Consider the following 12,752-nt stretch of genomic DNA (forward strand, 5'->3'; position numbering starts at 1 on the left):
CTCATTGGCGACTTCAATCAGCGTCTTGTAGCAGCATCAAGCTTCATTCTTAGCCAATGGTTAGTGGATCAACATCTAGAGTCAGGCTGACGGTGCTGGGGCAGAGCGATCGTAGCTGGGCCAGATCCACCAGAGAAACGGCTTCAGGAGTGCCGATCAGCGGGAATTTCAGAAGAATCTGCCAGCGGTAGCGACGGGCAACTCGCAGAATTGTGGCCGGGGCTGGGCCTAATCGCTCCACACCCATCGCTTCCAGAGGAGCCAGGAATTGGGCAATTCGGTCTGCGGTTTGTTGCACGGCCACAGGATTTTCGCTACTGAGTCGGAACAGCAGCAGTTGGCTGTAGGGAGGATAGCGAAGAGCCTGTCGCTGTTGCAATTCAGTGGTAACGAAGGCGGCATAATCCTGTTGCTGAACGGCCTTGATGACGGGATGGTCAGGAGAGTAGGTTTGCAAGAGTACCTGTCCAGCCCGATCGCCCCGACCACTGCGACCTGCCACCTGGGTCAGAATTTGAAACGTGCGTTCACTGGCCCGGTAATCAGAGAAATGGAGCAGACCATCTGCCGCCACAATGCCCACTAAGGTCACCTGAGGCAGGTCAATTCCTTTTGTCAGCATTTGAGTACCAACCAGTAGATCGGCTTCTCCCTCAGCAAAGCGAGTCAACAGCGATCGGTGTGCCCCTTTGGTGCGGGTGGTATCGCTATCAAACCGCAGGATTCTTAACTCAGGAAATTCCTGAGCCAGTTCCTGGACGACTCGCTGAGTACCGCTGCCAAAATGTTTGAAGTACAGTGAGTCACAGCAGGGACAACGATCGGGTTGGCTCTGCTGGTAATTGCAATAGTGGCAGCGCAGAGTAGACCGGGAGCCGGCAACGGGCTGGTGATAGGTGAGAGAGACATCGCAATGGGGACAGGCCATCACATACCCACAACTGCGACAGGAGACAAAGGTACTGTGGCCCCGTCGCGGAACAAACAAAATACCCTGCTGCCCCTCTTCCTGGAGGGTTTGCAGTGCTCGTTGCAAGGTCTGGCTAAAAATAGAGCGATTGCCCTGGGCCAATTCCTGGCGCATATCGATCACCTGGATTGTGGGCAGGGGGCGATCGTGAACGCGAGTGGGCAGGGACAGGAATTTTGAATTTTGAATTTTGAATTTTGAATTGAAGGGTTCTGAATCGATTTTGGATTTTGGATTTTGGATTTTGGATTGATCGTGGCAAAGTACCCAACTTTCCAGAGCGGGGGTGGCCGATCCCAGCAGGAGGGGGCAGTTTTCCAGTTCGGCTCGCCATTGAGCGACGGTGCGGGCGTGATAGCAGGGAGCAGGCTGATCTTGCTTGAAACTACTGTCATGTTCTTCGTCCAGGATGATCAGACCGAGATTGGAGAGGGGGACAAAGATGGCCGATCGCGTGCCAATCACCACCTGGCTTTCTCCCTTGAGTAACTGTCGCCAGGTGTCGTACCGTTCTCCATCAGATAGGGCACTGTGGTAGACGCAAACTTGAGCACCGAAGCGGGCACGAAAGCGATCGGTGAGTTGCGGCGTTAAGCCAATTTCCGGCACCAGCACCAGGGCAGATTTTCCCTGTTGGAGGAGGGGCGCGATCGCTTGCAGATAAATCTCCGTCTTGCCAGATCCGGTGACTCCATGCAACAGAACTTGATTGAAGCCACTTAGGGCCAGCAGTTGTTCTAGTACCGCAGATTGATCTGGAGTGAGGGGCTTTGGGGTGTCAGCAACGATCGTTCCAGATGTATCTGATCGCAGCACTTCCTGAGGTTGAATGGTGAGATAGCCTTTCCGGGCCAGACTTTTCAACGTTGCAGAACTAGTCTGACATTCCTGTAATACATCGGTTAACCAGCGCTCTCCGCCCTGCCGCTTGAGTACCTGCAAAATTTCTTGCTGGCGGGTACTCAGGTCATCCAGCGCAAAGGATTGTGAGGTTAGGGTAACGGCTTGCCGTTGCTTCGGACGGACAGGAGCGGGCGCTTCCAGGTAACTTTCGACCCAACCTGCTTTCAATAGTTCCTGCAAGCCGTGATAGGCTCCCGGAACCTGGCGCTGCAAGTATTGCCAGCTATAGTTTCCGGTCTTGCTCGATTGGAGCAGGGAAAGGAGATGTTGGGCAGAAGGGGAGAGGGATTGGGAATTGGGAATTGGGAATTGGGAATTGGGAGAAGAGGAGGAGGGGGAAGGGGAGGAAGGATAATTCCCATCAGCAGAAGGTTCTGTGAGGCGGATGCGGCGTTGCGATCGGGCTAATAATCCAGGAGGAAGGGCGATCCGAATGACAGCCATCAGGGAGGTGCCGTAGTAAGCAGCAACTTGTTTAAGCAGGCTCCAGTAGCGGGGGGAGAAGAAGCCTGCGTGGACGATCGCGTCAACGGCTCGCACCTGCGCTAACTCTAGTCCTGCGGGAAGGTAGGTGGGGCAGTCGATGGCGATCGCGCCTACCTGCTGACGACCAAAGGGGACACTCAGAATATCTCCCGGTTGCACCATTAGATCAGGGGGCACCTGATAGGTATACAGCCCCTGAGCACCAGGACAATCCACCAGTACCTCTACCCAGTGTTGCCCACCAGCAGAGAGGGATGCTTCTGAAACCCTAAAAGTATTTTGAGAATGGGCAACTTGACTCGACATAGCGGCAACCTTTACGCCAGGGCAGAAAAACCTGTTTAGACAGAATACACGGTAAAGAGTAGCCCGTGATCCGTACAGGTCAATGTCATAGCCCGTTTATTCTAGTGCAAACCAGTCAAGTGCTTCTTCTGCCTGCTCCCTTTGCCACCAGTTAAAGTCTGCTAATAATAGGCAAAGCTATAACTGGTAACCTAGAAACTGCCATACCTGAAAAACCTTTATCTTCAAGGTTAAAGAGGCCTTATCTAACCGTAGCAATTGCAATTAATAGTTAAACCAGATGCAGTTAGAAAACGGTTGTTTTTCGCTCAGAGAAACTACGGGTCAAGACTCAAAGGGTGTTTGAAAAGTCATTTGTGTGACGAAAGGCACCTGTTGATCCCCCCTAAATCCCCCTTTTCAAGGGGGATTTAGGGGGGATCTAAATCGTTTCGTTACCAGCAGGAGAACTTCTCAAACATCCTCTTTGACAAGGTTTGATTATTATCCAGACGCAATGACGCAATACTGTGTAACAGAAGCTGATTCAGCAAAATAGGTGAGGCATGGCATCTGACAAACCAGACTTTATTCTTTATGCTCAACATGGTTGGGCCGACGATTGCCAGGGAATTGCAGTCCTCGCTTCCAGTCTTGCAAAGTCCAATACCTTGGTGATTACTCCCAGTTTGGGGTATCTGCGTACTTGGCTGCGGATTGAACCATTGATCCAGACAGTTGAAGAACTGGTAATCAACACATCTCTACGTTACCCCAAAGTTCCGATTCGCATCATTGGCCATTCTCTGGGTGGGCTGATCTGGCTGGAGGTCTTGAACCGCCATCCTGAATGGTTTGACGATGTCGAGTCATTAGTGCTGGTGGGGTCGCCTGTGGGAGGAGCAGATTTAGCCCGAATCCTGGATCCTTTGGGAATTGGATTGGGAATGGCGCGAGATTTAGGCGTGAATCGCAGAACCCTGGCGGAGGCGATCGCCGCTCAGATTCCCACCCTAGTGATTGCCGGAGACATTGATGGCGGTAGTGATGGCACGATTCCAGTGTCATCCACTAAGATCTTTGGGGCAGAGTTTGTGCTTTTATCAGGAGTCTCTCATGCCGCCCTGAGAAACCATCCTGCCGTGGCAGTAGCCATTCAAGAGTTTTGGCTCTTACCGAAAGGCCCCCATCCTGAACCAGACCTCGCCCATATCCTGATTCATCGCTTGCAACAAATTCCTGGGATGACGGATGGGCACTACCGGGACTTTCGCTGGGCCAAAGTGTTCTTTACCTTTGAAAATGGCGTAACCCTGCGGCTCTGGAAAGATCCTCTGGGCATTCCCCATGTCTTTGTTGCTTGTCCTCAAGGAAATTGTCTTTACAGCGGTTTTGTAGGATGGCTTCACATCAAGGAACTAGAGCAAGAACTGCACACCATGCAGCGAGAACGGGAAGCCCAGTTAATCTAATTGCTCCAAACTTCAGCCTTATTTTTATGCCGTAATGTTAGCGCTGCGTTCAAGAAAATCTCAGCCAGCCAGGAGGGTTGTGAGATAAGCTGAAGGCTAAAGGCTGATGGGAGAGTGCTCAAATCATGCTATTTCGTCTGATTCTGCTGCTGACGATCGCCGCTGTAGTAGTTCTGTTCACGCTCCAGAACCTGACTCCGACCCTGGCGCTAACGTTTTTAGGAATAAAAACTCCCGCGTTGCCGTTCTCCTGGTGGGTGTTGGGAGCGTTGGCCGCGTGTGCTTTAACGACAATGGCGATTAGCTTTCTGTTTAGTCTGTCCCATTTTGTGGCGCGGCAGTTCCTGCGATCGCAGTTTAAACGAGCAATGCGACGAGCGGCAGAAAATCCCCCTGCTCCAGCCACGCCTCGAGCAGATTCAGCTAGGGCTGCAGAGGACGCAGCCAAGACCTACCGCCAGGATGATTCCGCATGGCAGGATTGGAGCGGTTACGAGACATCCACTCCGCACGCATCATCAACCGCCACATCTACATCGACTGCCGCCGCTCCGGATTCTCTGGATGATTGGGAAGCCCCTGCCAGTGAGGATTGGGAGGAAACTCCGCGTGATCGCACTCCAGCCTTCTGCCCTGAAACACCCCCTACTCAACGGCCACGCACCGAGTTTGAAAAACCCCAGGAACCCCGTCGCCGTGATCGTTCTGGTTCCACCTACTCCTACAGCTACCGCGACTCAGAACCGCCACCTCGCCCCAAAGAACCCGTAGTCGACGCCGATTATCGGGTGATTGTCCCCCCTTATCGGCCTCTGGATGACGGACCTCCGATGGCTGAGGAAAATGCCGACGATTGGTTTGAAGAGGACAATGACGCATCCTGGGAAAGAGAGGGGCGCGATCGTCCCCAGCGTTAGTTACCATGGGTTTGGTCGATTAGCGGCTTGTCCCCAGCGACCAATGACAGAGGACAAAGGGCAGTCCTATCTCAGCGTTTGTGTTTACTGACTTACTTAATAGATTTGTGAAGGATTCTTTAAAGGGCACCAATATTTACTTAATCGGCATGATGGGAACGGGCAAGACCACCGTAGGCCGGGAGATCGCCCACCAGTTAGGCTACCAGTTTTTCGATACCGATGCTGTGATTGAGCAAGCCACCAGACAAACGATCGCCGATCTGTTCGCCGAGCAGGGAGAAGCCGCTTTTCGGAACCTGGAAACTCAGGTGTTATCCCAACTGTCTGCCTATAAATGTTTAGTGATTGCTACAGGTGGAGGAATTGTCCTGCGGCAAGCCAACTGGAGCTACCTGCGTCACGGAATTGTTGTCTGGCTGGATGCTCCCATTGCGGTATTACAGCATCGTCTGGAAGCAGATACCACCCGTCCCCTACTCCAAACCGCAGATTTAGCAACCCGCTTATCAGACTTGATGGAGCAGCGGCGATCGCTCTACGCCCAAGCCGACTTGCAAATCCAGTCAGATAACCAAATCTCTCCAGCACAACTAGCTACCCAGACCTTGGAGCGAATTCAACAGATTCTGAAACCTGAAATCCTGCCACCGGACTATGGGAACTAATACCAGATTAAAATATCAGGTTAGATTGTGATCCCAGCAGATGCCTGTGGGGGTGGGTTTCGCAATTAATGCTGCTGTGTTGATGTTCATTTGACAGCGAAACCAACCCCGGAGACTCGACAGTTTAAAACGCAGTCACCCAGCCGCTTGGTAACACCGGGTTAGCTGTGGACTGATAGGGAACTCCCCGGTATTTCAGGTTGCAGCGGGATGGATGCACTAGTGCTTCAGTTGGGTGAACAATATGCGTCTCGGCACCCCGGTACTTTCCGATCACTCTGTTGGGGGTAGAAACACTTACTGCAGCAGACTGGTTGTAGGCAATACCGCGATACATGAGAGTCGTTGGAGGGGCCTCCTTAAGTTCGATGCTCATAGAATATCGAATCGGCAAGGGAGCCTTCATCCTCTAAATGTCATGGCTTCTACCCCCTAAAAGTCACGATCGCACCATGACATTTGTCATGGGCTTACTCCTTTTCCAACCAGGACAGACAAGAGTTAGCAATAATCGCGGCCTGGGTGCGATCGCGGAGATTGAGGCGAGTGAGAATATGGGAGATATGGTTTCGCACCGTCCCTTCCGAGAGAAACAATGCCTGGGCAATTTCTCGATTACTGGCTCCCGTAGCAATCATCCGCAGCACCTGTTTTTCGCGGGCCGTGAGAGCTTGCAGACCGGGTGGCAACGCTTCGGGAGGATCGGCCTCGGAGGTGGGTGTGCGAGCCATTATCTTTTCCAGAATTCCTGGCCCAAATTGGGTATAGCCCCGATGAATGGAACGAATTACCTCGGCTAGTTCATCGGAAGGGGTGTCTTTGAGAAGATAGCCCTTTGCGCCTACTCGCAATGCTTCTGCAATGTACTGGGCATCGTCAAAGGTAGTGAGAACCAGAATTTTGATTCCTGGAAATTGTTGACACAAATGCTCCGTAGCCGTTACCCCATCTATAATCGGCATCCGGATGTCCATCAAAATCACATCAGTTCGCGCATTCCTTGCAGGCCAAACCCAGAGTGATTGGCTGCTATCTGAAAGCCGCTGCCATTATCTTGCAGGGTCAGGGAGAGGCCGGAGTCCTGCGATCGCAGCTGCAGTTGCACAGCAGTGGCCTGAGCGTGTTTACAGATGTTCGTCAGTCCTTCCTGCACAATTCGGTAGATCACCGTACTGAGTTGATGAGACAGGGGACAAGATAGTTGAATTTGATACTCCGGTTGCACCCCGGTCGTGCGCTGAAATTCTTGCAAGAGGGTAGCGATCGCATCCCCCAATAACCGACCCTGAAGTGGATCAGAGCGCATATCTGAAACCGATTGGCGAGTTGCCTGCAATGCATTAGAACCTAACTGCTTTGCTTCCACTAAAAACTCGTAAGCCTGCTCTGGATTATCCTTCCACAGGGCTAGTGCTGTCTCCATTTGAATATTGAGCGCGACCAGAGCGTGTCCCAGAGAATCGTGAATGTCGCGGGCAATGCGGTTGCGCTCTTCCAGGGTTGCCAGCTCCTCAATCCGCTGATTTAATGCCTGTTCCTGTTCCAGGGCACGTCGAAGTTCCGCCTCAGCAGCCTCTAGCTGTTGATTGCGCGCCTGGCGTTGCACCTGTAATCTGCGGAGCGCCAGTTGATTTTCGACCCGCACCAGTACCTCTTCTACCTGAAACGGTTTGCTGATGTAGTCCACATATCATTAAGCGCAGTGGGGAACATTTACTGACGCTGATTAATGATGTTCTGGAAATGTCCAAGATCGAGGCGGGCAGAATTACGCTCAACGAGAATGACTTTGATCTCCTAGGACTGATTGATTGGTTATACCAAATGTTTCAATGGCGGAAGCAGACAGAACAAAGGAAAACCCAAAGTCCAAAATCCAAAACCTCCTGCCACTCTTTATTTTGCAGTCGAAGACACCGGCCCTGGGATTGCGCCCGAAGAATTGGAACACTTATTTGAAGCCTTTGTGCAAACGGAAACCGAACGCAAATCCCAGGAGGGAACGGGGTTGGGGCTGGCCATCAGCCAGAAGTTTGCTCACTTGATGGGAGGCGAAATTTCCGTGACCAGTGTGGTAGGTGAGGGAGCTACCTTTCGATTATCCATTCAAGCCTAGGTCGTTGAGGCGGCAGGATATCTGCATGGAACATCGCATCAGCAAGTGATTGGCTTGGCCCCAGGAGAACCCGCCTACCGCATCTTGATTGTGGAAGATCGGCTGGAGAACCGTCAGATTCTGGTTGAACTATTGGCCCCGATCGGGTTTGAGGTACAGGAAGCGGCGAATGGGGAGAAAGCGATCGCCCAATGGGAAGCCTGGTCACCGCATTTCATCTGGATGGATATTCGGATGCCTGTGATGAACGGGTATGAGGCAACCAAACGGATTAAAGCCGCTTGCGCCGCAACGAGACAGGAACTACAGATCGTCATTGCGCTGACGGGGAGTGTGTTTGAGGAAGATCGACGGATTGCTCTTTCGATGGGGTGTAATGACTTTGTGCGAAAACCTTTTAAAGCGGAAGTCATTTTTGAAAAGATGGCAGAATATCTGGGATTGCAGTCCGTTTATGCGGAGCCGCAATCCTATCCGACCTTTGTGGTATCCGCGAAGCAGCACGCCCAACCTGCAGTCAACGAAGAGTCTATGCCCTTTACCCTGACCACTGATAGTTTCTCTGTGATTCCTGTAGAGTGGGTTCAGCAATTGAATCAGGCCGCAATGAAAGTGAATGCCAAATTAGTTGCTCAATTGATTCAACAGATTCATGAAGACCAGGCTTCTCTTGCCAATGCCCTGACTCAACTAGTGGATGACTTCTGCTTTGAAGAGATTGTGGATTTAACAAAACAATCAAGTAATCCGTGACAATGATCATGCATTACTGATGAAATTTATACTAATGACATTTATACGATATGCCTGTGAGGTCAGGCATATCTGCAATGACTCATCAGCAAAACATTATACAAATGATGACAACGATAAACCCATCGCGAGTAAGCATCATTTCTATATCCGTTGGATTGTCTAGAGTAACGATATTATTTTGGCTATTCTGTTCTTGCTTCAAGCCAGTAGCAGCGATCGCTCTTGTCCGACATTATGGCTACTTCAAAAAAGTAAACTTGCCGTTATTGCCATCGGGATCCATTTTGATTTGAGCTACATAAAAATCCTTTTGAACAATCTCCCCTTCAGGCGTGAAGGAAATTTCACCGAGCGGTGTGGTGTATTTCCCTTTAAGCAGTTGTTGATTTAAAGCAACTCGCAGATCGGGTAAGGGCTTTTGAGTCACTTTGGCGGTTTTATCCAGTTCCTTTAAAGCATCCACAAACACCTGAATCCCTGTAAAGGCTTGGGCGCTGAATTGGGGGGGATCCTTTTTGTACTGGGCGACGTAAGCATCCCGAAAGGCTTTGTTGATGTCATTCGCAGTTTCGGGACTGTAAGCCTGGGCAATTAGCACGCCATCACAAAGTGATTTGCAAACTGGAAAAATGTTGGAGGTATTGAGGCCATTGCCACCAATAATTAATCCCTGATAGCCTAATTCTCGAAGTTGCCGCACCAGATTACCGCCATCTGCCGCCAGTCCTGAGATAATCACCAGGTCAGGTTTGAGGTTAAGTGCAGAAGTAGCCTGGGTTTGAAAATCAGTGTCGGTGGTTTGAAATTTCTGCACTGTCACCAGTTCCAGGTTCTGATCTTTAACCGTCTGCTGAAAGACTTCTGTTTCTGATTTACTGAAGGCATCGTTCTGAGCGTAGAAAACGGCTACTTTTTTAATATTGGGATTCAGCTTCAGGGCAGCTTTTACCGAGTTAGGAGCCACAACTGTCACGGGAGCCGATACCCGCGAGACAAATTCACCGATTTGAGGAATTCCTTTAGCTGTGTTTGAGGGGCCGATCACTGGAACTTTGGCCCGATCTGCGATCGGATCCGCGCTAAATGCCTGCTGAGACAACGTTGGCCCGACAATTCCCGCGACCTTCCCTTGATTGATCAGGCTTTGGAAAGCGTTAATCGCCCCCTGCTCATCCCCTGCCGTATCCTGTAGCACGAGGCGGATGGGAGTTCCGTTGATGCCGCCTTTGTCATTGAAGTACTTCTCCGCAATTTTGGCTCCGGCCACCTGTTCCTGACCCAACAAGGCCACATTACTGGTTTGCGCCACCCCCACCCCGATCGCGATCGACCCATTTCCTGCAGTTTGCGGCGCTCCTCCAGTGAAAGTACCAGGATTGGCAGACGTACAGGCTGTAACTATCACAGCTAAAGCAGATAGAACAACGGGGAACTGGCGACGAGTCATGTTCATGGGAATCTGATGATAACGAATGAGATCTAACGGTAGACAGATGACAATTGGCTGTCGCTACCATTTCACCATATTGCTGCGCTACTTTTGGCGATCGCGATGACTTTAGGATACTGCTTGGCTTTCCTCAGCAGGCGATCGTCCGTCGTCAAAAATATCTACCGAAGCAGCCTGAACAAATGCTAGATGCAAGGCATCATAGAGCTTGAAGCCAAGCTGCATCGATTCTTGAGCGTGAGCTTGTGGAAATGATGATCATCAGATGGCAAATTCGGTGACTTTGCGGCGATCGATCGGCTTAAAGCCCAAAAAATTTGCTGTTTGGGAACCCCTAACGCAACAAGTTCATCAGCAATCCCCTCCTCTATACCATCCCGTTGAATCCAAAGTTTTTGGTCAATGATGTCAATGTGCAAAAGAGTGCCATAGATACGCCGCCCATTTTGCCAGCCAATTTCTGCTAGTAGATTGGCGATGGCTTCTATGAAGTCCATGTCAATACAATGGAAGGGTTTTGGTCGTTGCTGCGTTCCTGGTGGCGGCCTCATCGTGGCATTTCTCAAGAAAAATTGCCCCTGTATCTGGGGTTCTTCGAGGTGGTTCACAATGCTCGCAAGCGTGGTAAAGCCCTACTCTCCAGCCCCTTGGAGATCCTATTACCTATCTCCCCGAAACAGCTATAGAGTCAACCGAAGGATTATTTTCGCCTTACTGCACTATAGCGGTTCTCGCTGGCGTGAGGTACATAGAGATGCCTGTAACGCCTATTCAGCAGGGTTCCTGCTGTACTTCATCCGATCAGGAACCACTATATGACATCTAGATCGGCAGTAGAGAGAAATATTTTATATCTATAAGCTATTTTTATAGCGTTATTACGGATCCTTCGAGGAAATACCTGTAAAAAGAGATTATTCCCATGAAAACTGGATCAGCCATCTGATGTTTCCTGTGTAAAAGCTTCCCTGAAGCCCTATTCCAGCATTAAGGGGGTTGCTTCAAGTCGTTTGTTCCTGTGCTGCTAGGTGCTCAGCGGCATCTTTTTTGCACAAGAAATCTGAGGTACATTAGACAGCTTTATGGAGATAGGAAATGAGACAACAGAGTTGGCGAAGAAATCATAAAGAGAGTAGCAAATTACTTAAATTTTTAATCCGGATGATGATGCCAGCGGTGCTGGTATTCTGCACTGTATTGATCGCTCAATATGCTCTGGCTGGAGATCTGGGAGGCAACAAAACGGGTACTGCGGCTGATGTACAAAATGCAGAAGGGAATGGTATTGTGATCGACCAGCCAATTGATCAGAAGGCTCCAGATTATGCCGATCGCTTGAGAGACTACAAGACCTATAAGGTGCAAGCTACAAAGGAACCATTCGCTGCTCAGTTAGCCGATAGTGTGGGGGTAAAACCGAATCGCCATTAATCTGATGTGGACACTGATCACAGGCTTTCTGGTGATGTTTATGCAGGCAGGATTTGCCTTAATGGAAACAGGTTTTACCCGTGCCAAAAACGCCTCCCACACGATGATGATAAATTTTTTGATCTACGTGGTTGGCTTAACTGGTTTTTGGATGGCCGGATTTGCCCTGATGCACGGAGCCATGCCTGCAGCTTCTTTAGGAGGTACTGCCGGATTAGATATCTCAAAAGAAGTCACCTTGAATTTGTTTGGCAAGCCATTTGGCCTCTTTGCAGTCAACGATTGGTTTTTAACTGGTAAAACTTACGATGTAGGAACCTATGCGCTCTTTCTATTTCAGATGGTGTTTATGGACACCGCTGCCACGATTCCCACAGGCTCGATGGCAGAACGATGGAACCTGAAAACGTTCTTTATCTACGGCTTCTTCATCTCTATGATTCTCTACCCCCTATTCGGAAACTGGGCCTGGGGAAGAGGTTGGTTGTCTCAACTGGACGTTAATTTTGGGTTGGGAGACATGGCTACGTGGATTTTGCAGGGTCTGGGGTGGTACACGGAGTTGGAGGATTGTGTGCGATCGCCAGAGCCATTGTCTTAGGCCCACGCATTGGCAGGTACAATGCCGATGGTTCTACGAATGCGATTCCTGGACATCATATCCCAATGGGATTATTGGGAACCCTCATCCTCGCGTTTGGCTGGTTCGGCTTTAACGCTGGCAGTACACTCGGGGTTGCCGGAGGGGGGATGAACCGAGTGGGTATCATTGCAGTAGTCACAATGCTGGCTAGTGCTGGGGGTACCCTAACTGCTGCTGCTTATATGGTCTTCAGGGTAGGTAAACTCGATCCAGCTATGGTGGCGAATGGTCTGCTGGCTGGCCTGGTGTCTATTACTGACGCCTCTGGCTTTGTAGGCGCACCCACCGGATTCACCATTGGAGCGATCGCGGGCTTGCTAGTTTGCATTTCAGTCGAATTCTGGGATCACCTGAACGTGGATGATCCGGTGGGTGCGATTTCGGTTCATGCCGTCTGTGGTCTTTGGGGAGTGCTGGCCGTCGGTCTATTTGCCGATGGTTCTGCTTACTATGGAGGGATGTGGAATGGGGTTCCTGGCCCGGTCAAGGGATTATTTTATGGGGATTTTGGTCAGTTCCTGGCTCAGGTAATTGGGTGCATTACCTTGGTGATTTGGGCTTTTGGTCTGTCTTATCTGTTCTTTAAGGGGCTGAACAGGCTCATTCCCATGCGTGTTTCACCAGAAGTAGAATTAGAGGGACTGGATATTCCAGA

The 12,752-nt window shown here is 50.5% G+C and carries 14 protein-coding genes and 1 pseudogene; 9 read left to right on the forward strand and 6 right to left on the reverse strand.

The window, feature by feature from the left end; genetic code table 11:
* Window positions 1-49: 49 nt before the first annotated feature.
* Window positions 50-2,665 (reverse strand): primosomal protein N', encoded by a 2,616-nt coding sequence (gene priA / locus ACUVQO_RS05235; protein ID WP_445924834.1) that lies wholly within the window; start codon window positions 2,663-2,665, stop codon window positions 50-52.
* Window positions 2,666-3,210: 545 nt separating this feature from the next.
* On the opposite strand from priA, the gene ACUVQO_RS05240 reads away from it, so the two are divergent.
* The 3 genes from ACUVQO_RS05240 to ACUVQO_RS05250 all read left to right on the forward strand — a co-directional run bounded on the left by ACUVQO_RS05240 (window position 3,211) and on the right by ACUVQO_RS05250 (window position 5,701).
* The gene (locus ACUVQO_RS05240; protein WP_445924835.1) at window positions 3,211-4,116 is read left to right on the forward strand and encodes an alpha/beta fold hydrolase; all 906 of its coding nucleotides are present in this window, start codon (window positions 3,211-3,213) and stop codon (window positions 4,114-4,116) included.
* A gap of 125 nt (window positions 4,117-4,241) precedes the next feature.
* The gene (locus tag ACUVQO_RS05245; RefSeq protein ID WP_445924836.1) at window positions 4,242-5,033 is read left to right on the forward strand and encodes a hypothetical protein; all 792 of its coding nucleotides are present in this window, start codon (window positions 4,242-4,244) and stop codon (window positions 5,031-5,033) included.
* Window positions 5,034-5,140: 107 nt separating this feature from the next.
* A complete protein-coding gene (locus tag ACUVQO_RS05250) occupies window positions 5,141-5,701 on the forward strand; it encodes a shikimate kinase (RefSeq protein ID WP_445924837.1) in 561 nt (186 codons plus the stop codon).
* A gap of 124 nt (window positions 5,702-5,825) precedes the next feature.
* On the opposite strand, the gene ACUVQO_RS05255 is transcribed toward ACUVQO_RS05250, so the two are convergent.
* The 3 genes from ACUVQO_RS05255 to ACUVQO_RS05265 form a co-directional block, all read right to left on the reverse strand.
* Window positions 5,826-6,077: a DUF4278 domain-containing protein gene (locus tag ACUVQO_RS05255; RefSeq protein ID WP_445924838.1), complete on the reverse strand. Its 252-nt coding sequence runs from the start codon at window positions 6,075-6,077 to the stop codon at window positions 5,826-5,828.
* 94 nt (window positions 6,078-6,171) lie between these two features.
* Entirely contained in the window at window positions 6,172-6,663 is a 492-nt protein-coding gene (locus tag ACUVQO_RS05260; protein WP_445924839.1) for a LuxR C-terminal-related transcriptional regulator, read from the reverse strand.
* Between the two features lie 17 nt (window positions 6,664-6,680).
* Window positions 6,681-7,388: a sensor histidine kinase gene (locus ACUVQO_RS05265; protein WP_445924840.1), complete on the reverse strand. Its 708-nt coding sequence runs from the start codon at window positions 7,386-7,388 to the stop codon at window positions 6,681-6,683.
* A 120-nt stretch (window positions 7,389-7,508) separates the two neighbouring features.
* On the opposite strand from ACUVQO_RS05265, the gene ACUVQO_RS05270 reads away from it, so the two are divergent.
* Both ACUVQO_RS05270 and ACUVQO_RS05275 read left to right on the forward strand, forming a co-directional pair.
* The gene (locus ACUVQO_RS05270; RefSeq protein WP_445924841.1) at window positions 7,509-7,817 is read left to right on the forward strand and encodes an ATP-binding protein; all 309 of its coding nucleotides are present in this window, start codon (window positions 7,509-7,511) and stop codon (window positions 7,815-7,817) included.
* A gap of 45 nt (window positions 7,818-7,862) precedes the next feature.
* The gene (locus ACUVQO_RS05275; RefSeq protein ID WP_445924842.1) at window positions 7,863-8,570 is read left to right on the forward strand and encodes a response regulator; all 708 of its coding nucleotides are present in this window, start codon (window positions 7,863-7,865) and stop codon (window positions 8,568-8,570) included.
* Window positions 8,571-8,811: 241 nt separating this feature from the next.
* Here the strand turns inward: ACUVQO_RS05275 and ACUVQO_RS05280 are convergent, their stop codons facing one another.
* Entirely contained in the window at window positions 8,812-10,026 is a 1,215-nt protein-coding gene (locus tag ACUVQO_RS05280; protein ID WP_445924843.1) for an ABC transporter substrate-binding protein, read from the reverse strand.
* A gap of 182 nt (window positions 10,027-10,208) precedes the next feature.
* The gene (locus tag ACUVQO_RS05285) at window positions 10,209-10,574 is read right to left on the reverse strand and encodes an element excision factor XisI family protein (protein WP_445924848.1); all 366 of its coding nucleotides are present in this window, start codon (window positions 10,572-10,574) and stop codon (window positions 10,209-10,211) included.
* Here ACUVQO_RS05285 and ACUVQO_RS05290 point away from each other — a divergent pair.
* From ACUVQO_RS05290 to ACUVQO_RS05305, 4 genes and pseudogenes are all read left to right on the forward strand, one after another.
* A pseudogene (locus tag ACUVQO_RS05290) lies at window positions 10,497-10,709 on the forward strand (IS1595 family transposase); the annotation flags it as partial. The gene ACUVQO_RS05285 and the pseudogene ACUVQO_RS05290 sit on opposite strands and share 78 nt — an antisense overlap.
* 475 nt (window positions 10,710-11,184) lie before the next feature.
* The gene (locus tag ACUVQO_RS05295; protein ID WP_445924844.1) at window positions 11,185-11,454 is read left to right on the forward strand and encodes a hypothetical protein; all 270 of its coding nucleotides are present in this window, start codon (window positions 11,185-11,187) and stop codon (window positions 11,452-11,454) included.
* 4 nt (window positions 11,455-11,458) lie between these two features.
* The gene (locus tag ACUVQO_RS05300) at window positions 11,459-12,055 is read left to right on the forward strand and encodes a hypothetical protein (RefSeq protein ID WP_445924845.1); all 597 of its coding nucleotides are present in this window, start codon (window positions 11,459-11,461) and stop codon (window positions 12,053-12,055) included.
* Window positions 12,004-12,752 (forward strand): ammonium transporter (locus tag ACUVQO_RS05305; RefSeq protein WP_445924846.1); only part of this gene is annotated, 749 nt, incomplete at its 3' end. The genes ACUVQO_RS05300 and ACUVQO_RS05305, both read left to right, overlap by 52 nt.

It is taken from the genome of Leptodesmis sp. (assembly GCF_052746595.1).

Excerpts from the sequence above, each read along its gene's own strand:
- ACUVQO_RS05260 (WP_445924839.1), bottom strand. The coding sequence starts at position 6,663 with ATGCCGATTATAGATGGGGTAACGGCTACGGAGCATTTGTGTCAACAA.
- ACUVQO_RS05280 (WP_445924843.1), bottom strand. The coding sequence starts at position 10,026 with ATGAACATGACTCGTCGCCAGTTCCCCGTTGTTCTATCTGCTTTAGCT.
- ACUVQO_RS05240 (WP_445924835.1), top strand. The coding sequence starts at position 3,211 with ATGGCATCTGACAAACCAGACTTTATTCTTTATGCTCAACATGGTTGG.
- ACUVQO_RS05255 (WP_445924838.1), bottom strand. The coding sequence starts at position 6,077 with ATGAGCATCGAACTTAAGGAGGCCCCTCCAACGACTCTCATGTATCGC.
- ACUVQO_RS05300 (WP_445924845.1), top strand. The coding sequence starts at position 11,459 with ATGTGGACACTGATCACAGGCTTTCTGGTGATGTTTATGCAGGCAGGA.
- ACUVQO_RS05295 (WP_445924844.1), top strand. The coding sequence starts at position 11,185 with ATGATGATGCCAGCGGTGCTGGTATTCTGCACTGTATTGATCGCTCAA.
- priA (WP_445924834.1), bottom strand. The coding sequence starts at position 2,665 with ATGTCGAGTCAAGTTGCCCATTCTCAAAATACTTTTAGGGTTTCAGAA.
- ACUVQO_RS05245 (WP_445924836.1), top strand. The coding sequence starts at position 4,242 with ATGCTATTTCGTCTGATTCTGCTGCTGACGATCGCCGCTGTAGTAGTT.
- ACUVQO_RS05285 (WP_445924848.1), bottom strand. The coding sequence starts at position 10,574 with ATGAGGCCGCCACCAGGAACGCAGCAACGACCAAAACCCTTCCATTGT.